Origin of the sequence: Paenibacillus sp. FSL M7-1455 (assembly GCF_038004655.1) — a bacterium.
GTDB classification, from domain to species: Bacteria; Bacillota; Bacilli; order Paenibacillales; family Paenibacillaceae; genus Paenibacillus_AQ; species Paenibacillus_AQ cookii.
This window is the reverse complement of record NZ_JBBORO010000001.1, coordinates 5,754,362-5,778,611: the sequence shown is the minus strand read 5'-3', so window position 1 is coordinate 5,778,611 and position 24,250 is coordinate 5,754,362. Positions and strand designations below refer to the sequence as shown.

22 protein-coding genes are annotated in these 24,250 nt (G+C 54.4%); 19 read left to right on the top strand and 3 right to left on the bottom strand.

The window, feature by feature from the left end; genetic code table 11:
• Window positions 1–43 precede the first annotated feature (43 nt).
• On the top strand, window positions 44–1,861 hold the full coding sequence (locus tag NYE48_RS26410; protein ID WP_052146723.1) for an ABC transporter ATP-binding protein: 1,818 nt from the start codon (window positions 44–46) through the stop codon (window positions 1,859–1,861).
• Window positions 1,862–1,886: 25 nt separating this feature from the next.
• Here NYE48_RS26410 and NYE48_RS26405 read toward each other — a convergent pair whose 3' ends face one another.
• The 3 genes from NYE48_RS26405 to NYE48_RS26395 form a co-directional block, all read right to left on the bottom strand.
• The gene (locus NYE48_RS26405; RefSeq protein WP_212951159.1) at window positions 1,887–2,489 is read right to left on the bottom strand and encodes a DedA family protein; all 603 of its coding nucleotides are present in this window, start codon (window positions 2,487–2,489) and stop codon (window positions 1,887–1,889) included.
• 360 nt (window positions 2,490–2,849) lie between these two features.
• The gene (locus NYE48_RS26400; protein ID WP_081991960.1) at window positions 2,850–2,981 is read right to left on the bottom strand and encodes a DUF4023 family protein; all 132 of its coding nucleotides are present in this window, start codon (window positions 2,979–2,981) and stop codon (window positions 2,850–2,852) included.
• Complete coding sequence (locus NYE48_RS26395; RefSeq protein WP_341000439.1) at window positions 2,978–3,778, bottom strand: MerR family transcriptional regulator; 801 nt, start codon at window positions 3,776–3,778, stop codon at window positions 2,978–2,980. The genes NYE48_RS26400 and NYE48_RS26395 overlap by 4 nt, the downstream gene beginning before the upstream one ends.
• Before the next feature lie 108 nt (window positions 3,779–3,886).
• On the opposite strand from NYE48_RS26395, the gene NYE48_RS26390 reads away from it, so the two are divergent.
• The 18 genes from NYE48_RS26390 (at window position 3,887) to NYE48_RS26305 (ending at window position 24,194) form a co-directional block, all read left to right on the top strand.
• A complete protein-coding gene (locus NYE48_RS26390) occupies window positions 3,887–4,591 on the top strand; it encodes a CPBP family intramembrane glutamic endopeptidase (protein WP_341000438.1) in 705 nt (234 codons plus the stop codon).
• Window positions 4,592–4,838: 247 nt separating this feature from the next.
• Complete coding sequence (locus tag NYE48_RS26385; RefSeq protein WP_341000437.1) at window positions 4,839–5,792, top strand: ABC transporter permease; 954 nt, start codon at window positions 4,839–4,841, stop codon at window positions 5,790–5,792.
• Window positions 5,789–6,733, top strand: coding sequence for an iron chelate uptake ABC transporter family permease subunit (locus tag NYE48_RS26380; protein WP_341000436.1), 945 nt, complete (start codon window positions 5,789–5,791; stop codon window positions 6,731–6,733). The genes NYE48_RS26385 and NYE48_RS26380 overlap by 4 nt, the downstream gene beginning before the upstream one ends.
• A complete protein-coding gene (locus NYE48_RS26375) occupies window positions 6,730–7,488 on the top strand; it encodes an iron ABC transporter ATP-binding protein (protein ID WP_036706213.1) in 759 nt (252 codons plus the stop codon). Before NYE48_RS26380 ends, NYE48_RS26375 begins: the two co-directional genes overlap by 4 nt.
• 242 nt (window positions 7,489–7,730) lie before the next feature.
• Window positions 7,731–8,714 carry a siderophore ABC transporter substrate-binding protein gene (locus NYE48_RS26370; protein WP_445324086.1) on the top strand — a complete coding sequence of 328 codons (984 nt, stop codon included), beginning with the start codon at window positions 7,731–7,733 and terminating at the stop codon, window positions 8,712–8,714.
• Window positions 8,715–8,997: 283 nt separating this feature from the next.
• Window positions 8,998–10,158 carry a winged helix-turn-helix domain-containing protein gene (locus NYE48_RS26365; RefSeq protein WP_341000434.1) on the top strand — a complete coding sequence of 387 codons (1,161 nt, stop codon included), beginning with the start codon at window positions 8,998–9,000 and terminating at the stop codon, window positions 10,156–10,158.
• Between the two features lie 58 nt (window positions 10,159–10,216).
• The gene (locus NYE48_RS26360) at window positions 10,217–11,524 is read left to right on the top strand and encodes an MFS transporter (protein WP_341000433.1); all 1,308 of its coding nucleotides are present in this window, start codon (window positions 10,217–10,219) and stop codon (window positions 11,522–11,524) included.
• A 58-nt stretch (window positions 11,525–11,582) separates the two neighbouring features.
• Window positions 11,583–12,599: a S66 family peptidase gene (locus NYE48_RS26355; protein WP_341000432.1), complete on the top strand. Its 1,017-nt coding sequence runs from the start codon at window positions 11,583–11,585 to the stop codon at window positions 12,597–12,599.
• Between the two features lie 183 nt (window positions 12,600–12,782).
• Window positions 12,783–13,634 (top strand): copper amine oxidase N-terminal domain-containing protein, encoded by an 852-nt coding sequence (locus NYE48_RS26350; RefSeq protein WP_341000431.1) that lies wholly within the window; start codon window positions 12,783–12,785, stop codon window positions 13,632–13,634.
• 150 nt (window positions 13,635–13,784) lie between these two features.
• Window positions 13,785–14,585, top strand: a complete 801-nt coding sequence (locus NYE48_RS26345) for an ABC transporter ATP-binding protein (RefSeq protein WP_036706226.1) — start codon at window positions 13,785–13,787, stop codon at window positions 14,583–14,585.
• A gap of 3 nt (window positions 14,586–14,588) precedes the next feature.
• Window positions 14,589–16,229 carry a hypothetical protein gene (locus tag NYE48_RS26340; protein WP_341000430.1) on the top strand — a complete coding sequence of 547 codons (1,641 nt, stop codon included), beginning with the start codon at window positions 14,589–14,591 and terminating at the stop codon, window positions 16,227–16,229.
• Between the two features lie 137 nt (window positions 16,230–16,366).
• The gene (locus tag NYE48_RS26335; RefSeq protein WP_036706234.1) at window positions 16,367–16,852 is read left to right on the top strand and encodes a hypothetical protein; all 486 of its coding nucleotides are present in this window, start codon (window positions 16,367–16,369) and stop codon (window positions 16,850–16,852) included.
• A 359-nt stretch (window positions 16,853–17,211) separates the two neighbouring features.
• Window positions 17,212–18,618, top strand: a complete 1,407-nt coding sequence (locus NYE48_RS26330; protein ID WP_341000429.1) for a cytochrome ubiquinol oxidase subunit I — start codon at window positions 17,212–17,214, stop codon at window positions 18,616–18,618.
• Complete coding sequence (gene cydB / locus NYE48_RS26325; RefSeq protein WP_212951140.1) at window positions 18,605–19,624, top strand: cytochrome d ubiquinol oxidase subunit II; 1,020 nt, start codon at window positions 18,605–18,607, stop codon at window positions 19,622–19,624. Before NYE48_RS26330 ends, cydB begins: the two co-directional genes overlap by 14 nt.
• Window positions 19,624–21,363 (top strand): thiol reductant ABC exporter subunit CydD, encoded by a 1,740-nt coding sequence (gene cydD, locus NYE48_RS26320; protein WP_341000428.1) that lies wholly within the window; start codon window positions 19,624–19,626, stop codon window positions 21,361–21,363. Before cydB ends, cydD begins: the two co-directional genes overlap by 1 nt.
• Entirely contained in the window at window positions 21,360–23,123 is a 1,764-nt protein-coding gene (gene cydC, locus NYE48_RS26315) for a thiol reductant ABC exporter subunit CydC (protein WP_341000427.1), read from the top strand. Before cydD ends, cydC begins: the two co-directional genes overlap by 4 nt.
• A 74-nt stretch (window positions 23,124–23,197) precedes the next feature.
• Window positions 23,198–23,353: a hypothetical protein gene (locus NYE48_RS26310; protein WP_197069894.1), complete on the top strand. Its 156-nt coding sequence runs from the start codon at window positions 23,198–23,200 to the stop codon at window positions 23,351–23,353.
• A 253-nt stretch (window positions 23,354–23,606) separates the two neighbouring features.
• Window positions 23,607–24,194, top strand: coding sequence for a TetR/AcrR family transcriptional regulator (locus NYE48_RS26305; RefSeq protein WP_036706240.1), 588 nt, complete (start codon window positions 23,607–23,609; stop codon window positions 24,192–24,194).
• Window positions 24,195–24,250 lie beyond the last annotated feature (56 nt).

Genomic DNA, 24,250 nt, shown 5'->3' with positions numbered 1-24,250 from the left:
CGCGCCCCAAGGGGCCGGCGCTCCCGGGGGAAGACCGGGTCCCATGCGGGGAATGATGGGCGGGGGGCCCGGCGGAAAGCCGAAAAACTTCGCGGGAACGCTTAAGCGTTTGTGGGGGTATATCGGCCGGGAGCGCGGCCTGTTGTCGCTCATTATGCTGTTTATCGTCTTCGGCGCGGGCGTGACGCTGGTCGGCCCGTATTTGATCGGCCGCTCGATCGACGCGATGTCGCTTGATATTGGCGGCGTCGATTTTCATCTGCTCCGCATCCTGATCGCCGTCCTGGCCGCCGCGTACGTAACCGATGCCGTGCTGAGCTTTCTGCAGGGCTGGCTGATGGCCGGCATATCGCAGCGGATCGTCGCCTCCTTGCGCCGGGCGCTGTTCGGGAAGCTGCAGAAGCTGCCGGTATCGTATTTCGACGCCCGCTCGCACGGCGAAGTGATGAGCCGCCTGACGAACGATATCGACAATGTCAGCTCGACCATTTCCCAATCGACTGTTCAGCTGATGTCGGGCATCATCACCATCATCGGGTCGCTTGCGATGATGATCGTCTTGAGCCCGATCCTGACGCTCGCGAGCCTCATTACCGTGCCTATCCTGTTCTGGCTGACGCGGACCGTCACCCGGAAAACGAAGGTGCTGTTCAAAGAGCAGCAGGTGCAGCTGGGCAGGCTGAACGGACATATCGAAGAAAGCATTTCGGGGATGGAAGTGGTCAAGGCTTTCAACCATGAACACAAAGCGATCGAGGAATTCGAGGGCGTAAACCGGAAGCTGTTCGAGGTGGGCTTAAAGGCGCAGATCCGTTCCGGTTTCATGATGCCGATGATGAACGTGATCAACAATATCGGCTTTGCCGCCGTGGCGCTCGTCGGCGGGGTGCTGGCGGTCAAAAGCCTGATCACCGTCGGCGTCATCGCGAGCTTCATCAGCTATTCGCGGCAGTTCGTCCGGCCGCTGAACGAGCTCGCCAACATTTACAACCTGCTTCAATCAGGGATCGCGGGCGCGGAGCGCGTCTTCGAAGTGCTGGATGAACGCGAAGAGCCGCTTGATGCCGAACATGCCAAAGCGCTGGAACGGATTCAGGGCGAGGTCGTCTTCGATCAGGTAAGCTTCGGGTACAGGCCGGACGTTCCGATCCTGAAAAATATCAGCTTTACCGCGAAGCCCGGCAGCAGCACGGCTCTTGTCGGGCCGACGGGAGCGGGCAAAACGACGATCGTGAACCTGCTGACGCGGTTTTACGACGTGACCGACGGTTCGATCCGCATCGACGGGACGGACATTCGGGATTATACGCGGGACAGCCTCCGGCGCAGCTTCGGATTCGTGCTGCAGGATACGTATTTGTTTTCGGGGACGATCAAGGAAAACATCAAATACGGCAAGCCGGAAGCGACGGACGAGGAGGTCCGGGAGGCCGCGGCCATGGCCAATGCCGACGTGTTTATCCGGCGGCTGCCGGACGGATACGATACCGTGCTGTCCGAGAACGGCGGCAACCTGAGCCAAGGCCAGCGCCAGCTGCTGGCGATCGCCCGCGTGCTGCTTGCGAGGCCGTCCATTCTCATCCTCGACGAGGCGACCAGCAGCATCGATACCCGGACGGAGCTGCATATCCAGGATGCGCTTCTCCAGATGATGCAGGGCCGGACGACTTTCGTTATCGCGCACCGGCTGAACACGATCCGCGATGCCGATACGATCATGGTCATCGACCATGGCGAGATCATCGAGCAGGGCAGCCATGACGAGCTGATGCGGCGGCAGGGCTTTTACGCCCGCATGTTCGAAAGCCAGTTCAAAAACCTCGAAAGCGCGGCGGATGCCGCCGAAACGGCCCAGGATTAACGAAAAAGGCGCAAGGCGCCTGAAATTACAGGCGCCCTTTTGCCGTGCTTCTTTTTTTCTTGAACCAGAACAACGCGGCCACGACAACGGCCAAAATGACCATGGACAGCGCAAAATAACGGGTGGCGACGTGGAGGAGCTCCTCGATGTTCGGGCCGAAGATTTTGCCGATCATGACGTAAACCAGAACCCATACCAATCCGCCGATGTAGTTCAGAATGAAAAAGGTGCGCGGGCGGATTTTGAGCACTCCGGAGACGTACCCCGTAAAATGGCGGAGCCCCGGCACGAAATAACTGATCAGGATCAGCTTGTTGCCGTATTTTCCGAACCATTCCTTGACCTTGGCCAGGCGCGCCTGATTGAGAAACACATATTTGCCGTACTGTTCGAGGAAGGGCGTCCCCAGCCTGTAGCCGACAAAAAAGGTGACGGTCGTGCCGATGATCGCGCCCACGTAGGAATAAAAAATGATGAAGGGGATATGGAAATCCCCGAAAGAGGACATGTGGCCCGATATGGCCATCGCCAATTCGCCCGGAAAAGGGAGCGCCAGCGACTCCGAAAATAATCCGAGGAATAGCACCAGGTAACCGTATTGTTCAAACAGTTGATTCATCCACTCCATCGTTTCAGTCTCCTTTTATCTCTAATCGCCGGAAATGTCCGGATATTTTATTTAAATGGCAATACAAAATCCGCATGTTCAGGAATGAGTTTCCCTCTATTGTCCATTCTATAGGAAACGGAAGAGCGTTCGGAACTGACCGCGGTCCAGTCTAAGCCCTAGACCTTGGTCTGGCCGCGCCCGCGCGTGCCTGTTATTGATTTAGACGACTTAGCCCCGCCGTTCCCTGCAAGTTCTCAGGAAATGGTTCGGTACAAGGAATGGCTAGGGACGGGAAAACGCCCGAAGCATGCGCCGGCGGGAGAGCATGAAAAAAGCACCCGCCTCCGCAAAATGGAAGGTCAGGTGCTTATTTGCGTCTTACTTATTCGTGCTGTGCTGTTTGTTCTGCAGCTGGGCCTGGGGCTGGCCTGCGGCGCGCTGCTTGTTTTTGCGCTGGTTTTCCTGTTGCTCGTGGACCTTGTTTACGAAATCGCGCGTGCTGTCCGTCATGTTGCCTTCACGCTCCCTTCTGTTTCGGAAATGGGGTTCCCTGTTACGATTTCCGAAGAGGGCGAATGGAATTCATGGGATGCGAGGCATGCCTCCACGAAAGCAAGCACTTCTTCCCGGATCGGGGCGAGGCCCTGCTTCGAAGAGGCGGGGTCCCGGCGCAGTTTCCAGAACTTCTCCATCAGCTTCCGGTCGCCGCCGAAGGTCAGCTCGGACAGCCGTTCGATTTCGCCGGCAATCGCCTTTCCCTCGCCGGATTTCGGTCCGCGGCCTTCTCGCAAACACTGCTCGATTCGGGCGATTACACGCACCCAGCCGCGCGTCATTTCATCGCTGCCCTCGAGGCGGGGCAGTTTCGCCTTCAATACTTGCAATTCCTCTTCTTCAAAATAAGCTTCCCAGCTTACGGTGCGGTCTTTTGCTCCTTTCACCAGCGGCTGCAGCGTCTCCCACCGGATCATGCCCTCCGCTTCGAGAAGATTCAGCAAAGCGTTCGTATTGTCCAAGCTTTCTTGCAGATTCTCCAGTTGTGTTTTCAAATGCTTCCGGTGGGCCTCCAAAATCTGCCCGATGGACAGCTCGTCAAGCAGATGCCGGATTTCTTCAAGCGGAAGCGACAAGGACTTCAGCAGCGATATTTTTTCGAGGCGCAATAAATCCTCTTCGGTATAAAGCCGTCTGCCGCCCGCTTCCTTGATCCCGGGGGTGACCAGCCCGATCTGGTCGTAATAGCGGATGGTGCGGATGGATACCCCAAGTTTCGCGGCTGCTTGCCCCGTCGTCCAGGTATGGCCCATGTCGATCAGACCCCGCTTTCTTTAAGGTTGAAATTTGTGCTTGCAGGTGACGTTGCGTCACCTTGTAGACTACATGATAACCGAAGGAAAATATAGGGGGAATCGCAAATGAAAACAACCAACCAACAAGCTTGGCCCAAAGATCCCTGGTCGGTCAAAGAGCTGGCCGCCATCGTATTTTTGGCTTTTGTGCTGGTGCCATGGCTGGTCGAGGTCAAATTATACGCATTTCTTGAAAAGTGGTTTGGCAACACGTTGTATGCGGGTACGCTGATGGGGTTCGTCCTGAGCGTCGTGTACATGGCGAGCCTTTATCTTATTGCGCTCTACCCGCATCAAGCCGGATGGTCCGAGGTGGGTCTCCGTTCTTTTCCGCGCAAATATTGGAGCGCCATTGTGCTGTGGTCGGCTGCGGTTCTTGCGCTTGGTGCGGTTATGCTGCTGGTGATGACGCTGCTTGGAGGCGGCTACGAAAACAGCAAAACCGATAGTTTGCAAAGCCATGCAAACGTTCTAGGCATCCTGATCGCCATTACGGTCGGAGGCGCCATTTCGCCCATCTATGAGGAAATTCTGTATCGCGGTTTTCTGTACCGCTGGTTTCGGACGCGTTTCGGGGCGGGGTGGGCGCTCTTCATCAGCTCTTCACTGTTTACGATCGCCCACATCCCGACGTATAACACGCTGCCCCTCAATTTCGCCAGCGGGCTGATTTTTGCCTGGACCTATGAAAAAACGCGCTCCGTCGTCCCCGGCATGATCGTTCACGGGCTGACCAACACGGTCGCGGTGCTGCTGACGGTGTTTGCATAAATTGTATACAGTTTTGTGCATAAATCCACAAATCGGGCAGGCTGTAATCCTTGGGGTTACGGCCTTTTCGCCGTTCCGTAATTTTGCATTGCTCCTAAAATTCCTTGATTTGATCACGATTTAACGATTGACAAAACCGGTTCAGCTGGTAGAATGATAACAGAATCCATCTAATTGAGAATGAATATCATTCTTATTATATGTAATATGATGACATATAGTCTGGATAGAAAGAGTCTGATTCCTTATGAAAATTTGGTACTTGTGGGCAGCATTCATCGTTTTATCCATCATCTCCCTGTTCGTGGGAGTCAAAGACATCGCGCCGTGGGATTTGTTCCATCTGACTCCGGAGCAGCAGCAGGTACTGTGGATCAGCCGTCTGCCAAGGCTCGTCAGCATTATCATCGCCGGCACCAGCATGAGCATCATCGGCCTGATCATGCAGCAGCTGACGCGCAACAAATTCGTTTCGCCGACGACGGCGGGAACGATGGATTCCGCAAGGTTCGGCATATTGGTCGCGATGATGCTGTTTTCAAACGCGAGCACGCTGGAGAAAATTTTGGTCGCGTCCGTGTTTGCGCTGCTGGGCACGTTCATTTTTATGCGCATTCTGGACCGGGTGAAGTTCAAGGATGCGATTTTCATTCCGTTGGTGGGACTGATGTTCGGCAATATCGTCAGTTCGATCACGACCTTTTTCGCTTACAAAAACGACCTGATCCAGAATATGTCCGCCTGGCTGCAGGGCGATTTCTCGACGGTGCTGAAAGGGCGCTACGAAATGCTGTACGTCAGCATCCCGCTCCTCATCATCGCGTACCTGTTCGCGAACCGCTTCACCATCGCGGGCATGGGCGAGGAATTCGCGGTCAACCTGGGCCTCAACTACAAGGCCGTCGTCAACATCGGGCTGGTGCTGGTCGCGGCGGTGTCGTCGGTCGTCATTTTGACGGTCGGCACGATTCCGTTCCTTGGCCTGGTCGTCCCGAACATCGTGACGATGTACCAGGGCGATCATTTGAAAAAAAACCTGACGCATACCGCCCTGCTCGGAGCCGTGTTCGTCCTGTTCTGCGACATCCTGGGCCGGATCATCATTTATCCGTATGAGATCTCCATCGGCCTGACGGTCGGCGTTTTGGGCAGCGCGATCTTTATTTTCCTACTCCTGAGAAGAAAGGCATATGCGTCATGAAAAAAAAGCTGATATTTCTGGCAGTCATCGCGCTTGCCCTCATCGCCGTGTTCATGCTGATCCAGGCCGGGGGCCACTGGGACTACATCCTTCCGCGCAGGGGCAAAAAGGTGCTGGCCATGATCATTACCGGCGGGGCGATCGCTTTTTCGACCGTCGTGTTCCAGACCATTACGAACAACCGCATCCTGACGCCGAGCATCATGGGACTGGATTCGCTGTATATGCTGTTCCAAACGTTTATGGTGTACATATTCGGTTCGGCAGGGCTTACGGCGATGGGCAAAAACGTGAACTTCATCATTTCGGTCGCACTGATGGGACTTTTTTCGATGGTCTTTTACAAGCTGCTGTTTAAGCGGGAGGGGCAAAACATCTACTTCCTGCTGCTGCTCGGGCTGATTTTCGGGACGTTGTTCCAGAGCTTGTCGACCTTCATGGAGGTATTGATCGACCCGAACGAATTCCAGATCGTCCAGGACAAAATGTTCGCGAGCTTCAACAACATCAACACCGAGCTGCTGATTCTGTCGATCGTGCTGATGGCGGGTACCGCGATTTATTTTGCGCGTTATACCAAGTTTCTGGATGTCATTGCCCTGGGAAAAGACCAGGCCGTGAACCTGGGCGTCGATTACGACCGGGTGGTCAAACGAATGCTCGTGGTCGTGGCGATCCTGATTTCGATTTCGACCGCGCTCGTCGGACCGATTACGTTCCTCGGCCTGCTCGTCGCCAACGTCGGCTACCAGTTCATGAAAACCTACAAACACCATTTTCTCATTCTTGGCTCCATGCTGCTCAGCATCATCGCCCTGGTGGGCGGACAGCTGCTGGTCGAGCGGGTATTTACGTTCTCTACGACGCTGAGCGTCATCATCAATCTGGCCGGAGGGATCTACTTCCTCTACCTGCTGCTAAAGGAGAGTAAATCGTCGTGATCGAGGTCAAAAACGTAACCAAACGATACAACAACAAAACGGTCCTGGACGATGTGTCCGTCACGATCCGCAAGGGAAAAATCACTTCCTTCATCGGCGCGAACGGCGCGGGCAAAAGCACGCTCTTGTCCTTGATCAGCCGCCTGAACAAAAAAGACGAAGGCGACATCCTGATCGAAGGCGATCCGATCGACAAGTGCAAAAGCGGGGATCTCGCGAAAAAAATATCGATTCTCAAGCAGTCCAACCATATCAATGTGCGGCTGACGATCCGCGAGCTGGTGAGCTTCGGGCGCTTCCCGTATTCGCAGGGCAAGCTGAAGCCGGAGGATTGGGAATACGTCGACGAGGCGATCCGCTACATGGAGCTGGAGGACTTGCAGCACCAATACCTGGATCAGCTGAGCGGCGGCCAGCAGCAGCGGGCGTTTATCGCGATGGTCATCGCGCAAAACACGGAATACGTGCTCCTCGACGAGCCGCTGAACAACCTGGACATGAAGCACTCGGTGCAAATCATGAAGGTGCTGCGGCGGATGGTTGACGAGCTCGGCAAAACCGTCATTATCGTCATTCACGACATCAACTTCGCTTCGGTGTATTCCGACGATATCGTCGCCCTCAAAAACGGGCGGGTCGTCAAGGAAGGACCGGCGGCGGAAATCATCGATTCGTCCGTGCTGAAGCAGGTGTACGGCATGGATATCCAGATCGAAACGATCAACGATCACCGGATTTGCGTTTATTTTGCGTAAGACTTGTGTTTCCCGACGTTGGTAATGAGATCGATGCTCGCCAAATTTGCCAGGGCCCGGCAGGACGGCTGTGCATCGCATCATTTTATAAATTTATTTCAATTAAGGTGCAGTGTAGCGGAGGGGACGGAATCGATCTGAAGACAACAGCGATCGGAAGAACGATCCGTCAACGTAGCGGCTACAATGCACAATTTACACTAATATATATAAATGAGGTGACCCCCTTGAAAACAAGAAACATGTTCATGCTGATCCTATCCGCAATGCTGGTGTTCGTGCTGGCGGCTTGCGGCAACAATAACAAGACGGCGGAAACGCCGGTAACGGAAACTTCGGCCAATGCGGCCGGCGGCTCCTCCGATGCCTCCGCTTCGGAAGAATTGACGATCAAACATAAGCTCGGCGAAGCGAAAGTGAAGAAAAACCCGCAGAAGGTCGTCGTATTCGACTTCGGCATCCTGGATACGCTCGACAAGCTGGGCGTGAAGGTAACCGGCGTGCCGCAGGCCAACATTCCTCCGTACCTGTCCAAATACGAAGATAAAGATGCTTATCAAAACGTCGGCAGCCTGAAAGAACCCGATTTCGAAAAAATCAACGCGCTGGATCCGGACCTGATCATCATTTCCGGCAGACAATCCGAAGCGTACGAAGAACTGAACAAAATCGCTCCGACCGTATACCTTGGGCTGGACACGACCCGTTACATGGATTCGTTCAAGGAAAACATGACCACCGTCGGTCAAATCTTCGGCAAGGAAGACGAAATCAAAACCGAACTCGAAGCCATCGACAAATCGATCGCCGAAGTGCATGACAAAGCTGCGGCTTCCGGCAAAAAAGCGCTGATCGTCCTTTCCAACGAAGGCAAACTGAGCGCGTACGGTCCGAAATCCCGTTTCGGCCTGATCCATGACGTTCTCGGATTTGCCGCGGCGGACGACAAAATCGAAGTATCGACGCATGGTCAAAGCGTAACGAGCGAATACGTAGCCGAAAAAAATCCGGATTATCTGTTTGTCGTCGACCGCGACGCCGCTGTGGCAACCGATAAAGACGGGGAAAAAGCGAAGCAAACGGTCGAAAACGACCTCGTGAAAAACACGAATGCATACAAAGAAGGACATATCGTCTATCTTGACCCGAACTACTGGTACCTCTCCGGCGGCGGCCTGCTGTCCGTTCAGGAAATGGTGAAGGAAGTCGGCGACAGTATCAAATAACGGTGCGCAAAGCACGCATGTTATGGCCCAAAAGGCCGCCCCAATTTCCCTTAGGGAATTGCGGGCGGCTTTTTTTGGCATATGAGGATGTTGAACTTCAGAGACGCTGCCTCCTCCTGATCCTGCAAGCATCATTATCTATAAAGGCGGCCTTTCTTCTTAGAGAACGCGTCGATAGACGTTTTTCTTACTGCCGTCGTTAAACGATATCTTGTCTGTCAAATCCTGTATATGATTTAATGGGGTTACTGATAAATACAGGCAACGAGGAGAGGAGAGCGGCATGGCTTATCTGGACTTTCACCCCAACGATTATTCCGTCACTTACAAGTCGGATACCATTGTGCTGCTGGCCAAGGAATACGCGCTGCTTCAGTTTCTGTACCGCCACGCCGGCCGGCCCTTCACGCGGGAGCAGCTGCTCGATCAGGTGTGGGGAGAGGAATATCCCGGCGAACGCACCGTGGACGACCATATATATCGCCTCCGGAAGAAGCTAACGCGGTGGAGCGGGCAGATCCGGCTGGTTACCGTACGGGGACTCGGTTACAGCCTGATCGTGCAGGAAACCCCGGCGATTGCCGTTCCATCGCGGTCGGATGGCGGTCTGCAGCAGCAGATCGCGCAGCTGCTCGAAACGTATCAAAAGCTGGGACAAAGCCAATCGATGCTGGCTCTGGCCAACCATCAGGAGCTGCTTGGCGTAAACATTGATGCGTTTTATTTGATTTTTCTCCGTTTTGTGCAGGCGGACTTGGACTGGTTTCTGCACAGCCCCGACGCGGAGGATCGGGATAAACTGTATTGGCTGCTGGTTTCCTATTACGCTTTTTACAGAGAGCCGCAGAAATGCCTGGACTACTTCGAGCGGGCCATCAAAGCCGGAATTTTGCCGTTTCATATGCACCGGGAGCTGGAGATGCTGAACATCATCGGACTTTATACCGACAACGGACGCCTTGAAGAAGACCTGCTCAAGATCGAAGCGGCTTACCGTGTGATTGACGGACTTGCCGGTGAGCTTGACGGTTTTAAGGTGCATGTGGCCACGTCGGAACTGTACGTTCATCTGAAAGCGCGGCATATTTCGGAGGCGGAGCGCTGCTCGGAGCGGATCGAGGGCATGCTGGCCGAAACCCCTTATTTAAGGGAGATTTGCAGCTATCAAGGGTTAAAGGGAAGGCTGCTGCTGCTTCAAGGCCGCCGGACGGAGGCGCTTTCCGCTTTTGAGCATGGCCTCGAAGCCGGGGAAGCCGCGCATAATGTGCCTGTTCTCGTAAGTTCCGTATTGGGCACGCTCGACTTTCTTCAAACGGTGCATCACGATCCTCCTCTCCAGCGGCAGTTTCAGGCGCGTTATGATGAATTCGACCGAAGGTACGGGTTTTTGCCGCATAAACAGCCGCTTGAACGGATGATCGAGCGGATTCTTGATTCCGTCTGATAATCTTCTGATATTCCTCCATTAAAGTAAGCGTATTCTGATTGGTGGAGGAATTCTGATGTCAACCGTATCAACTGCGTCCGGCAACCGCCCGGCATCGGTTTGGGCCAACCGGACGTATTCGAAAATGTTTGCGGCCTACGCCATGGCGTCTTTCGGCGAATGGTTCGACGCCTTTGCGATTGAAATCCTGGTCGCTTACCGCTGGCATGCCGATCCGTTTATGATTGCCCTCATTCCCGTCATGATGGCTCTTCCGGGCATCCTGCTCGGTTCGTTTGCCGGCGTCATCGCCGATCGGTGGAAGAAGGTCAATTTAATGCTGATCGCCGATGCGGCCGAGACGGTCCTTACCGTGCTGCTGCTTTTTGTCCCGGGCATGTACTGGCTGCTGCCGCTTCTTGCGCTCCGCGCCGCCATGGGCGTATTCCGCGTCCCGGCGCATCAGGCGCTGACCCGCCAAGTGGTCCATGAAAACCAGCTGCTGAAGGCGACATCTTACAACGGACTCGTCAACCAGTTTTCCAAAATCGCGGGTCCCCTGCTCGGAGCCGTGGCTTTGACGGTTTTTTCCCCGCAGCTCTGCATTCTGGTCAATGCGGTCACGCGGCTGCTTTCCTGCGTACTCCTGTTTACGCTGCGGCATATCGATCAAAACGAGGCCGTAGAGCGGAAGTCGTACGGCGGCCATTCGGACGATGAGGGGGAGAAACAAGGCTTTGTCAGATCGTGGAAGCAGAGATGGGGCGCGCTGCTGCAGCGCCGGATGTTGCTCAGCAGCTTTCTCGTCAACATGTCCGTGATGCTGGTCATCCTGATGATCGATTTTCAGTTTCCGACGTTATACCGGGAAATCGCACCCCATAATGAATCGCTGCTGGGTTGGGTGCTGTCGGCGACCGGGGTAGGCGCGGTGATCACCATTTTGCTGCTGAACCGTCTCGGCAGAGTAAGATACGGCCTCGGCATCGGGGGAGGCGTAGCGCTGGTTGGAGCCGCCTTCGGCTTCATGGGGCTGCTGGTTCCGGGCTCGCCGGACATATGGAGCATCGCTTTGGGCTTCGTCATCGGCATTGGCAACGGGCTGTTTATCGTAACGTATAACTATGTTCTGCAGAAAGAAACGCCGGAGGGCATGACCGGACGCATTTTCGGCATCCAAAACATGTCCGCCAGCACCCTGATGGTCGCCGCCCCGTTAATTGGCGGGGTACTTATTCATGGATGGGGCGTAAGCATGGCGTTTCTCCTCTTAGGAGCCGTGGTTTTGGCGATCGGGATCGCTTGCCTCGTTTTTCAGGCAGCGTTATGGCCGTCCAAGCAGGCAGCAACGCTGTCGCAGGAAATGCGGGAGGTTTCCGGGTAAATTCTTTATGCATTCCTTGGGAAATTTAGTTGAAATTTCTAATGGAAGAGGGTCGGCAATGATACGTTATCCCATTTTAAAAGAAGGTGCCGTCATCGGCACGACAGCGCCGTCATCCGGCGTCCCGGAAAGCTTGCATGGTTTGATTCGGGAAGCGACCCGGCGTTTGGAGAAGGACGGCTTTCGGGTGGTTGTCGGAGAAAGCGTATGGACTCAAAACAAAGCCAAGTCCGCTCCCGCTAAGGTCCGCGCCGCCGAGCTGAACCGGATGGTCCGGGACGAGGGGGTTGACCTGATCGTGCCGCCTTGGGGCGGAGAGCTGCTGGTTGAGATTCTGGAACATCTCGATTTGGAGATGCTGCCGGAAAAATGGATGCTCGGCTATTCGGACATCAGCGTGCTGCTGCTTGCCGTGACGCTCACAACAGGCTTGGCTACCGCCCATGGCACGAATCTGGTGGACTTAAGGAGTGAATATTCCGACGAGACGACGGCCATGTGGCGAACCGTGCTGTCGACGAAAACAGGGAAATCCGTCGTGCAGCATTCGTCTCCAAAGTTTCAGAAGGAGTGGGACCATGCCAATCCGTCGCCATGCATCTTTCATTTGACGGAACCGACCGATTGGAAAACGGTAACCGGCGGCAAGGTTCATGTTCAGGGCCGCCTGCTCGGCGGCTGCGTCGACGTGATCCGGCATTTGATCGGCACGCCGTTTGGCGATGTCCGCACCTTTCAGCAGGAGCGGATCGGCGGGGAACCGATCCTGTGGTATCTTGAAAACTGCGAGCTGAATACGGCCGATTTGCGCCGGTCGCTCGTGCAGATGAGGCTGGCGGGTTGGTTTGACCATTGCACCGGCCTCATGTTCGGCCGAAGCCCGGCCAACCATCCGGTCGAAAATTACACCGCCGAGGACTTGTATCAGGAGCTTGCGGAAGAGCTGCAGATGCCCGTCATTTACGACATCGACTGCGGCCATGTGCCTCCGCAGATTACCTTCATCAACGGCGCATACGCCGAGGTTGAAGTGGAAGACGGCCGCGGGAAGGTCGTGCAGCATTTTAGGCCGTAAAGATTTCCCCCAACAAAGCCACTTGGATTCCAAGTGGCTTTGTTTTTTTATCCAACATGTAACTTTTTACCTTTTTGGCTGTTTTTATGAATATGTCGCAAATAGGAATAGCTGCCGACTTCTTATTCTCCTTTTCAAAATTAACTTTGCTAAACTAACAAAAAAACTACTGGGGGGGTTCATGTGCGAAAAACAAAACGTTTTCTTATGGCAGTTGCTGCTTTGGCATTGTTTTTAGGTTTCCCGAAGGGCAGCTATGCATCTGCTTCCATGATCGAAAAGAAGGTTCCGGTGCTGCTGCAGATTAATGAATATGATGTATTATACACCTACCCGAAGCAGCCATACCTCGATAAAAACAATAGATTAATGGTACCTTTACGCGCTGTAAGCGAATTAATCGGTGGTAAAGTGAGTTATAATCCAACCCACAAGACAGCATTAATTCAAATGAATAATAAAGATCTCCAGATTACAGCCGGCTCTAAGAGTATCCAAGTGAATAATGTCCCCCGAATGATGGATACGGTCCCGGTTCTGTATCAACAATCTTTTTTTATCCCGGTTCGTGCCTTGATCGATAACTTGAATCTTCCGGTAATTATAGACCCAAATACAGGGCTCGTTCATATAAGCAGCGAATCCATGGACAAAAATCAAATGATTGAATTCATGAAAGAGTCAGATCTTTCCCCTGCCGATATTGCGGATCATAACGCAATTCTTCCACTCTCCTACGACTTGACATTGAATAATAACGGCAGCGGTGAATTGCAAAATGGTAGGCTCCATATCCAATCGAAAAATATAAGCGGAAAAGTCATAGCCGAAGGAAAAGAGGATCTTCATGTAATATTCCTGTTTGATAAAGCATTTCAAATGGAAGCAGACTCGAATACGACGGATCAGAACAATGAACGGCCACGCCCAAAACTCGGGTTGAACGAAATCTTTAATAGAACTGTGGGTTTTACGGCGAGTAATGATGATGAGAAATTGAGGTATATCCTAGCCGTTGGAAGGGTCTTTAAATGATCTGACTTTTTTAACCAGCATATTAAGCAGCTGTATGCTATTATTTGGAAGAGAAACGGCAATCGGAAGGGCGATCTATAACCGAAGCGTTCACTTGCATGTATGAAGATTTCAAAAATACATAAAGCAACACTCAAGGGAGTGATACGGATGATCGAAACGGCAGGAGGCCGGCAGGAGCCGGTCATATCCATCCGCAATTTGGAAATGAGCTACGGAAGCAAGCCGATTTTGCAAGGAATCGATTTGGACGTCTACCAAGGGCAAATCATCGGGTATATCGGCCCGAACGGCGCAGGCAAAAGCACGACGGTCAAAATCATGCTGGGCCTTGTCGAAGGCCACCAGGGCGAGGTGAAGATTTTCGGCAGGGACATCTCGGACGGGGATATCGAATACAAGCGGCGCATCGGCTATGTGCCGGAGGTAGCAGAGCTGTACGACAGCCTGACAGCGCAGGAATATCTGGTTTTCATTGGGGAGCTGTACGGGCTCCCGCAGCGGAAGGCGGATCACAAAGCACGGCGTCTTATGGCCAAATTCGGGCTCGAAGAGGTTTATTTCGACCGGATTTCCTCGTACAGCAAAGGGATGCGGCAGAAAGTGCTTCTCATCTCAAGCCTGCTGCATAACCCGGACATCTTGTTCCTCGACGAGCCGCTGAGCGGGCTGGACGCCAACAGCGTCATGATCGTAAAAGAGATTTTGGCCGCGCTGGCGGCGGAAGGCAAAACGATTTTTTATTCCTCGCATATTATGGACGTCGTCGAAAAGATCAGCAGCCGCATTTTGCTGCTGAACGGGGGGCGGATCGTCGCCGACGGCAGCTTCGAGGAGCTGCGGGAACAGTCGCATGAACGGTCTCTGGAGCAAATTTTCAACGATCTGACCGGATTTCATGAGTACAAGGACGTGGCGGCTTCCTTCGTGTCGATCGTCCAGGAGGTGTAGCGGATGGGAACGGTCAAATGGCTGCAAATCCTTGATCCGCTGCGGAGAGTGTTTGAAAAATCCGGGATCGACTACGATATGATGCGCCGCATTTTGGAGATCAAGCTGCTGATGGACGGCCGCAGGGTGCCGACGCTCATCCAGAAATCCTCCAAAACGGCCGACCCTGACAATCAGTCCAACCAATTTATCAAGTCGCTGTGGATTTACGTCGTCATCAGCGTCGTGCTGGTACCGTTTGTCGTCATGAAGACGAACTACATGTTTCAGATGAGCCTGGTGTTCGGCATCCTCATGTTTATGATTACGACCTCCATGATCTCCGACTTTTCCTCGGTGATGCTCGATGTGCGCGACAGGAACATTTTGTTTTCCAAACCGGTGCAGCGCCGAACGATCAGTATGGCCAAGCTGCTGCATGTGTTGATTTACCTGCTGCTGCTGACCGGATCGCTGACCGTGGTGCCGCTTGTGGTCGGTTTGTTCCGGCATGGCGTCCTGTTTTTCCTGCTCTTTCTCGTAGAAGTCATCCTGATGGATTTCTTTATCGTGGTCCTGACGGCCGTGCTCTATTGGCTTGTGCTGCGGTTTTTCGACGGGGAGAAGCTGAAAGACATCATCAATTACGTCCAGATCGGACTGACCATCGTGATGACGGTAGGTTATCAGTTTATTTCCAGATTATTCAACTTCGTGGATTTAAAGGTCGCATTCAGGCCGCAATGGTGGGAAATTTTCATTTTTCCCGCTTGGTTCGCTTCTCCGTTCGAATGGCTGCTTGGCGAAGGGAAATCGCCGCTGATCGTCGTCTTTTCGGTGCTGTCCGTTGTCGGGCCGCTGGTAGCATGGTGGGTGTATTCCTTGCTGATGCCTTCCTTTGAACGCAATTTGCAAAAGCTCGCCAGCCATCACGGGCGGGGCAAGTCGGGAGGTTTCCGCCTGCAGGAAGGGCTGGGCAAGCTCTTTTGCCGGGGGAAGCTCGAAAGGCTCTTTTTCCGTTTTTCCTGGGACATGATGGGCCGGGAGAGGGACTTCAAGCTCAAGGTGTATCCGCAGCTTGGCTTTTCGATCATCTTTCCGTTCATTTTCATGTTCAACACGCTGCGTTCGGAAGGCGGTTTTGCCGCCATGAGGACGGGCAAAGGGTTCCTGTTCCTGTACTTCTGCGCGCTGATGATCCCGAGCATCATCATGATGCTCAAATACTCGGGCAACTATAAAGGGGCCTGGATCTACCAAACCGCGCCGCTGACGGATACCGCACCCATCTACAAAGGCGCGCTGAAAGCCATGGTCGTCCGGCTGTTTGCTCCGGTGTTTCTTTTGCAGGCCGTGATCTTCCTGATCATTTTCGGAGCAAGGATCGTGCCAAGTCTCATCGTCATTTTACTCGGGGTGCTATTGTACGTGGTCGTCAGCTTTATGGCGCTGGAGAAGGGACTGCCGTTTTCGCAGCCGTTTCAAGGCTCGCAATCCGGCAGCGGGTTCGTCATTTTTGGGCTTTTAGTGCTGCTCGGCGTCTTCGCGGGTGCGCATTTTGGCTTTACATTTTTACCTTACGGCGAGTATTTATATATGCTGCTTCTGCTCGTTCTGAATCTCCTGGCTTGGAAGCTGGCTTTCCGCGAGCTGCCTGCGTCTTAAGTACCTGAATAGGTAAAATTACCCGTTCTTGCACCGGCGAAAAAAATTTGCACTTTCCTGCCTATATTTCACACTTTGATTATGGTACAAAGAAGTAGTACATTAATAGATGAAATCATAAGGAGGTTTCTGAATTAATGTTCTATGAAGACAATGAGAACCTGACCATCATGACCTACACCTTGAATAGTGGCATTAAAGGAACTGTACCTTTATCGAATAAGCAAATTCAGGAATGGATCGAGTGCTATCGCACCGATGCGAAATTCATTACAGCTATTGGCAAGGAGTTTTTCGGCCTTAATCCAGAGCTGGTCGCGGATTTCAAAGTGCACAACCGTTTCTCCAACTACGCCGAAGTCATCAAGCCCGTAGGCAACCGCCCCACGGAATCGGATAATACCGATCAGCTGTCCAAAGCGTATGAAGAGAACCGCGTGTACTTCAAAGTCGACTGCAAATGCGGCACGACTTACACGACCTATTCCCAGTACTACACGACCAAATGGTATTGTTCCAAATGCAACGAGATCGTGTTTTTGGACAAGAAGAAGGGCAAAGTGGCTACGGACAAAGGCGATGCCTGGTACATGACGAACAAGTATTACGTAGCAAGAGACTAGCAGGAATTTGCGCGAAACGCCCCCGTCCGGGCGAGAAGATATAGAGGAAATCCGAACCATTAAGGGACTGCTTTCGGGCCGCGTGCGGCTTGGAACGGTCCCTTTTGTTTGGGGCGATGCCTAAAATTTTTAATATTTTGTGACATAATTCACATAAGTGGGCTTTTGGACCTAAGATTGTGACATTTATCACATTTAGAATCCCGATGCTCTGCCAGAATACAGGAAGAAGGGGATTTTGCAGCCCGGGAGCGCGAAAGCCGGGTTTTGCAAAATGCCGAGGAAAACAAAAGGATGGGGTATTCGAATCCATCGCCCAAGGGTTCTAACTTGAAAACTATGAGAAAGAGGGAAGAACAATGGACGTAATTATGCTGTCGCGGATTCAGTTTGCGGCGACGACGATTTTTCACTTTTTCTTCGTGCCCGTGTCCATCGGCCTGGCGTTTACGATCGCCATCATGGAGACGATGTACGTCGTCAAAGGCAAAGAAGAGTACAAACGGATGGCGAAGTTCTGGGGCAAGCTGTTCCTGATCAACTTCGCGATCGGCGTCGTGACGGGCATTCTGCAGGAATTCCAGTTCGGCATGAACTGGTCGGCGTATTCCCGGTTCGTCGGCGACGTATTTGGCGCTCCGCTGGCGGTAGAGGCGCTGCTTGCCTTTTTTATGGAATCGACGTTTATCGGACTTTGGATTTTCGGCTGGGAACGGCTTTCGAAAAAAGTGCATGCGCTGTGCATCTGGCTGGTTGCCATCGGGACGATCCTGTCCGCGTTTTGGATTTTGGCGGCAAACTCTTTCATGCAGCGTCCCGTCGGTTTTACGATCAACAACGGCCGGGCCGAAATGAACGACTTTTTGGCGCTGATCACGAACGGCCAGCTGCTGCTGGAGTTCCCGCATACGATATTGGCCGCGTTCATGACGGGCGCATTCCTCATTGCCGGGGTCAGCGCGTATAAGCTGCTCAAGAAACAAGACGTGCCGTTTTTCAAAAAATCGTTTGTGATCGCCACCGTCATCGGGCTTGTTTCCTCGATCGGCGTGGCGCTTGTCGGTCACCAGCAGGCCCAATATCTGGTCAAAACCCAACCGATGAAAATGGCTGCAACCGAAGCGCTTTGGGAAAACAGCGGCGACCCGGCGCCTTGGACGGTGACGGCGTTCATCGATACGGAAAACCAGCGGAATACCGGGGAGTTCCAGATCCCTTACCTGCTCAGCTTTTTGTCTTACAGCAAGTTTTCGGGCGAAGTGCAGGGCATGAAAGAGCTGCAAGCGCAATATGAGCAGCAATACGGGCCGGGCGATTATATTCCTCCGGTGCGCACGACCTTCTGGAGCTTCCGGATCATGGTGGCGAGCGGCACGCTGCTCATTCTGCTCAGCATGTACGGGGTATACTTGGCGGCCCGCAAAAAGCTGGAAAACGGCAACAAGTGGTTTATGCGCCTGATGGTTTTTGCGATTTCGCTGCCGATCATCGCCAATACGTCGGGCTGGATCATGACGGAAATCGGGCGCCAGCCATGGACGGTGTTCGGACTGATGACGACCGCCGACGGCGTGTCCCCGAGCGTTACCGCGGGCCAAGTGCTGTTTTCGTTGATCGCCTTCGTAGCCATTTATGCCATACTGGCCGTCGTGATGGCCTACCTGTTTATCCGCGTCATCCAAAAGGGACCGTATGCCGCCGAAACGCAGGCGGAAACGTCCAGCGATCCATTCGATAAGGAGGAATACCGCCATGCTATCTCTTAATGAGCTGTGGTTCGTGCTCGTCGCGGTGCTGTTTACGGGGTTCTTTTTCCTCGAAGGTTTTGATTTCGGCATCGGGATGTCGACGGGCATTTTGGCGAAAACCGATACCGAACGCCGGGTGCTGATCAACTCCATCGGCCCGTTCTGGGATGCCAACGAGGTATGGCTGCTGACGGCCGGAGGCGCGATGTTCGCGGCATTTCCGAACTGGTACGCCACGTTGTTCAGCGGGTTCTACACGCCGCTGGTACTGCTGTTGCTGGCGCTCATCGGGCGGGGGGTGGCCTTTGAATACCGGGGCAAGGTGGAAAAGGCGTCCTGGAAAAAAACATGGGATATCGTCATCCTGCTCGGCAGCCTGCTGCCGCCGCTTCTGCTGGGCGTCGTGTTCGCCGATTTGATTCAAGGCCTGCCGATCGACCGGGCGATGGAAATGAAAGCTTCGTTTTTCGGCGATATCGTCAACTTCTATTCCGTGGTCGGCGGATTGACGATGGTGGTGCTTTGCCTTGTGCACGGCCTGCTGTTCGCGACGCTGCGGGTGACGGGCGACCTTCAGGCCCGCGCGCGCCGCATGGCCCGCAGCCTGATGGTTCCGCTTGCGGTACTCGTTGTCGCGTTCTTTACGCTGACGTATTTCAACACCGGCATTTTTGAAGCCCATGGCGGTATCTTGGTGGGCGTGCTTGCGGCTTTGGCTATCGCGTTCGTGCTCGCGGTCGTGTTTTCCGGCAAGCAAAAAGACGGGTGGGCGTTTGGCATGACCGGCGCGGTGATCGCCATGACGATCGCGACGTTTTTCATCGGATTGTTCCCGAACGTCATGATCAGTTCGATCGACGCCGCCTTCAACCTGACGGTGGACAACGCGGCTTCCGGACATTATTCGCTGAAAGTGATGACGATCGTGGCTTTATCCCTGCTGCCGTTCGTGCTTGGTTACCAGATCTGGAGTTATTTTGTCTTCCATAAGCGGGTTCACGAGAAAGGGCATCTGGAATATTAATGGATCGGAATTTGCTCGGCTATAAAGGGATAAAGCCAATTCTTGCCGCCTCACTTGCATTAACGCTTGCGCAAAGCCTGTCGATCATCCTGCTGGCAAGATGGCTGGCGGAGGCGCTCTCCGCCCTTTTTGCCGGCGAACCGCTTCACAGCCAGTACCTGAAGTTGTCGATGTTTTTCGGAGCGTTCCTGGTCCGGCATCTCATAGGTTTCGTTCAGCAAAAAATGAGCCATGCCTTCGCCGAACGGACCGGAGCCGGCCTGCGGCGGCAAGTGATGGAGAAGCTGTTTCAGCTCGGGCCAAGATTCGCGAAGCAGGAGGGCACGGGCAACCTGGTCACGCTCATACTGGAAGGAACGGCGAAATTCCGGAACTACCTGGAGCTGATCGTGCCGCGGATGGCCGGAATGGCGCTCATTCCATGGGTCGTCCTCGCGTATATTTTCATGCAGGACATCACGTCGGGAATTATTCTGATCCTGGCGATGCCGATCTTGACCGCGTTTTTGATCCTGGTCGGGCTGGCTGCGCGCAAAACGACGGAAAAGCAGCTGGATACGTACCGCACGCTCTCCAACCACTTCGTCGATTCGCTCCGCGGACTGGAGACGCTGAAGCTGCTTGGGCAGAGCCGGGAGCATATCGGCAGCGTCGCCAGGGTCAGCGATCGATACCGGTCGGCGACGATGCGCACGCTGAGGGTGGCGTTTTTGTCTTCCTTTGCGCTTGACTTTTTTACGATGCTGTCGGTCGCCGTCGTTGCCGTCGGACTGGGCTTGCGGCTGATCAGCGGCGATCTGGCGCTGGTGACCGGATTGACGGTGCTCATTCTGGCGCCGGAGTATTTTTTGCCCGTGCGGATGGTGGGCGCCGATTTTCATGCCACGCTGGACGGCAAGGAAGCCGGGGCCGCCATGCGGAGCATCATCGAGGAGCCGCTTCCCGGGACCGCGGATGAGCCGAAGGACGGTCAGGAAAAAAGAGAACTGAACTGGACGGCCCAAAGCCGCCTGTCCTTATCGGAAGTGGCCGTACGGCATGAGCAGGAAGGGCCTTATTCGCTGAGGGACCTTTCGCTGGAACTGCGGGGGACGGGCAAAATCGGTATCATCGGCGCCAGCGGCGCGGGCAAATCCACGTTCATCGACGTGCTTGGCGGATTTTTGCAGCCGTCCGAAGGGTTCATGGCAGTGGATGGACGGCGTTTGGATGCCCCGGCGCTGGGGGAATGGAGAAAGCTGATGGCGTATATTCCGCAGCATCCGTTTATTTTCAGCAGCACGCTTGCGGATAACATTCGTTTTTATGCGCCGGAAGCATCCAGCTCAGACGTGGAGCGCGCCGTCGCTGCGGCCGGGCTCACGGAACTCGTTCGGGGCCTGCCGCACGGCGTGGAGGAGCCGATCGGCGGTGGCGGCCGCCAGCTGAGCGGAGGGCAGGCGCAGCGCGTGGCGCTGGCCCGGGCTTTTCTCAGCGATCGGCCCGTTATTCTTTTGGATGAACCGACGGCGCATCTGGATATCGAGACCGAATATGAACTGAAGCAGACGATGCTGCCGCTGTTCGAAGGGAAGCTGGTATTGCTCGCGACGCACCGGCTGCACTGGATGCCGGACATGGACCTGATCGTCGTGCTGGAACACGGACGTGTCGCCGAAGTCGGCACGCACGAGGAGCTGATCTCCCGCAAGGGAGCTTATTATGGCCTGATCCGGTCGCAAAGGGAGGGAATCGCATGAGGGAAGAAGGCTGGCTTCGGCCTTATGTACGGGCGTATCTCGGCCGTTTTCTGGTCATTATCGCCCTTGGCTGCCTGACGCTCCTGACCGCGGCGATGCTGATGTTTACCTCGGGTTTCCTTATTTCCAAGGCGGCGATGCGGCCGGAAAATATTTTGATGGTGTACGTGCCGATCGTGCTTGTGCGCACGTTCGGGATCGGGCGCGCGGTCGTCCATTACGTGGAGCGCCTGGTCAGCCATGACGCCGTGCTGCGGATCGTCTCCCGGATGCGGACCCGATTGTATCGCGTCCTGGAACCGCAAGCGTTGTTCATTTCATCCCGGTTCCGAACCGGAGACGTGCTGGGCGTGCTCGCGGACGATATCGAATATTTGCAGGACGTATACTTGCGGACGGTATTCCCGAGCGTAGCGGCGTTGGTGCTTTATATAGGATCGATCGCGGCATTGGGGCGGTTCGATCTTCGTTTTGCTTTGGTGATGGCGCTGTACATTTTGGTGCTGATCGTCGTCCTGCCGTGGGCATCGCTGCTCGTCACCAAGGCGAAAAGCCGTTTGGCGAAAAAACAGCGCAGCGGGTTGTACGCCATGCTGACCGACGCCGTGCTCGGCATGAGCGATTGGGTGATCAGCGGCAGGGAGCGGCAGTTTTTGGCTGCATACGATGCGGCGGCGAAAGAGGCTGCGCGGGTGGACGGCCAGCTCAAAAGCTGGGCGCGTTGGCGGCAGCTCGCCGGCCAAATCGTGGTGGGCTTTTGCGTGCTTTCGATGGCGGTATGGGCGGCCGGAGAATACGCCGCCGGGCACATCCCGGCCGTGCTGATCGCGGCTTTTACGCTCGTCGTCTTCCCGATGATGGATGCGTTTCTGCCGGTATCGGAGGCGATCGAAAAAATCCCGGGGTATCAAAGCTCTTTGCAGCGTTTAAACGAAATAAGCACGCATGCGGAGACGGCAGACAGCGAAGGCATGGCCGGGGCAACGGCGAAGGCCGGACCGCTTGGCGGGGAAAACCCGCGAGATGTCCATTTACAGGTGCAGAACCTGTGTTATCGTTATGACGACCGCTCCCCGTGGGCGCTGCAGGATATCTCCCTGGATCTGCCGCAGGGCAAACGGATCGCAATCATCGGGCGCAGCGGCGCAGGCAAATCGACCCTGCTGAAGCTGATCGAAGGAGCTTTGGCGCCGACGTCGGGCAGCGTCCGATTGAACGGAATCGAGGCTTATGCCATCGGCGACCGGATGCCGCAGGTCATTTCCGTGCTGAATCAAAACCCGCATCTGTTCGATACGACGGTGGCAAACAACATCCGCCTCGGCGATAGGGACGCAACCGATGGGGAAATCCGCGGCGCGGCTGCGCAGGTGAAGCTGGATCGGCTGATTGAATCGCTGCCGCTTGACTATCGGACGCCGATGCATGAAACCGGGCAGCGTTTCTCCGGCGGGGAGCGCCAGCGGATCGCGCTGGCCAGGGTGCTGCTGCAGAACAACCCGGTGGTCATTCTGGATGAGCCGACGGTCGGGCTCGATCCGCGCACGGAACATGATCTCATGGCCACGATCCTGGAGACGATGAAGGGCAAATCGCTCATCTGGGTGACGCATCATTTGGCAGGCGCGGAGCAGATGGACGAAATCATTTTCATGGAGAACGGGCGCATCGAGATGAGGGGTTCCCATGCGGAGCTGATGGCGGCGTCGGAGCGGTATCGCCGGTTGTACCGGCTGGATCGGCCGGAGTTTGGATGGTAAAGGAAATGAATAAGATCGCCAAATCCGCGCATCCTATATATGGTTAAAATGGTGCGCGAAGGGGGTGCGATCGAATGGTTGACAACAACAATTCCCAAGAGCCAAGCAAATATGAAGTGCAAAGAACCGAACTGAACAAAATGCCGGTGCCTGACAAGCAAAGAGAGGAATTCGCGAAGGAAATGGTCGAAGACGCGAAGGAAGCGTTCGGCGAGCAGCAATCCGAGTAGTTGGCCGCGAACTTTATGGACAAAACATAGCTAGATTGCCGTTCTGAGGCTCATGTTTTACTAAACATGTGGAATCACGGCTGCAAGGGGTGTCTTTCGGGTCTATGAAATCCGTCGGGACACCCCTGTTTGGCTTTGTAGTTGCTTTCTTCCGCTCTTATTGCAGCCCATTTATCAATCTTCCCCCTGTCCAATACTTGACTTATCGTTCAAGAAATATTATAGTATAAGACACGAAAAGGAGGGCAAAGCCATGGGCAGACATAAAGAATTCGACCAGGAAAAAGCCGTCGACCAAGCGCTGGAGCTATTTTGGGAAAAAGGCTACGAAAGCACCTCCATCCAGGATTTATGCGATCATTTGGGCATTCACCGGGGCAGCCTTTACGATACGTTCGGGGATAAACACGAGCTGTTTTTGGCCTGCCTCGACCGGTTCAGCCAGCGTGCGGACGAAAATTACAATTATATTTTAAAAGAGGACAGCGATTCGCCGCGCGAACAGCTGGAGCGCTTTTTCTCAAAGGTCATCGACGTGTCGATGAACAACGCGGCGCGCGGGCGCGGCTGCCTGATGACGAATACGACGCTCGGGCCGGTGGCGAACGTGCCGAACGTGGCGCGCCGCCTGGAGGCGCATGCGATGAACACGGAATCGTTGTTTTTCAGCTTTCTGATGCGCGCTCAAAATAAAGGCTGCCTGAAAAGCAAGCATAGCCCGCGGGAGCTGGCGCGTTTCCTGTCCGGTATCAAGCAGGGGCTGCACGTGATGGCCCGGAACGCGGCGGACCGCAGCGTGATGGAGGATTTTTGCAAAGTCGCGGTTTCGGCGGTCTTCTAATTTTTTTTTGACTAATTTTTGAATCATCATTCAAGTATTTTTTTCGTCAACAACGC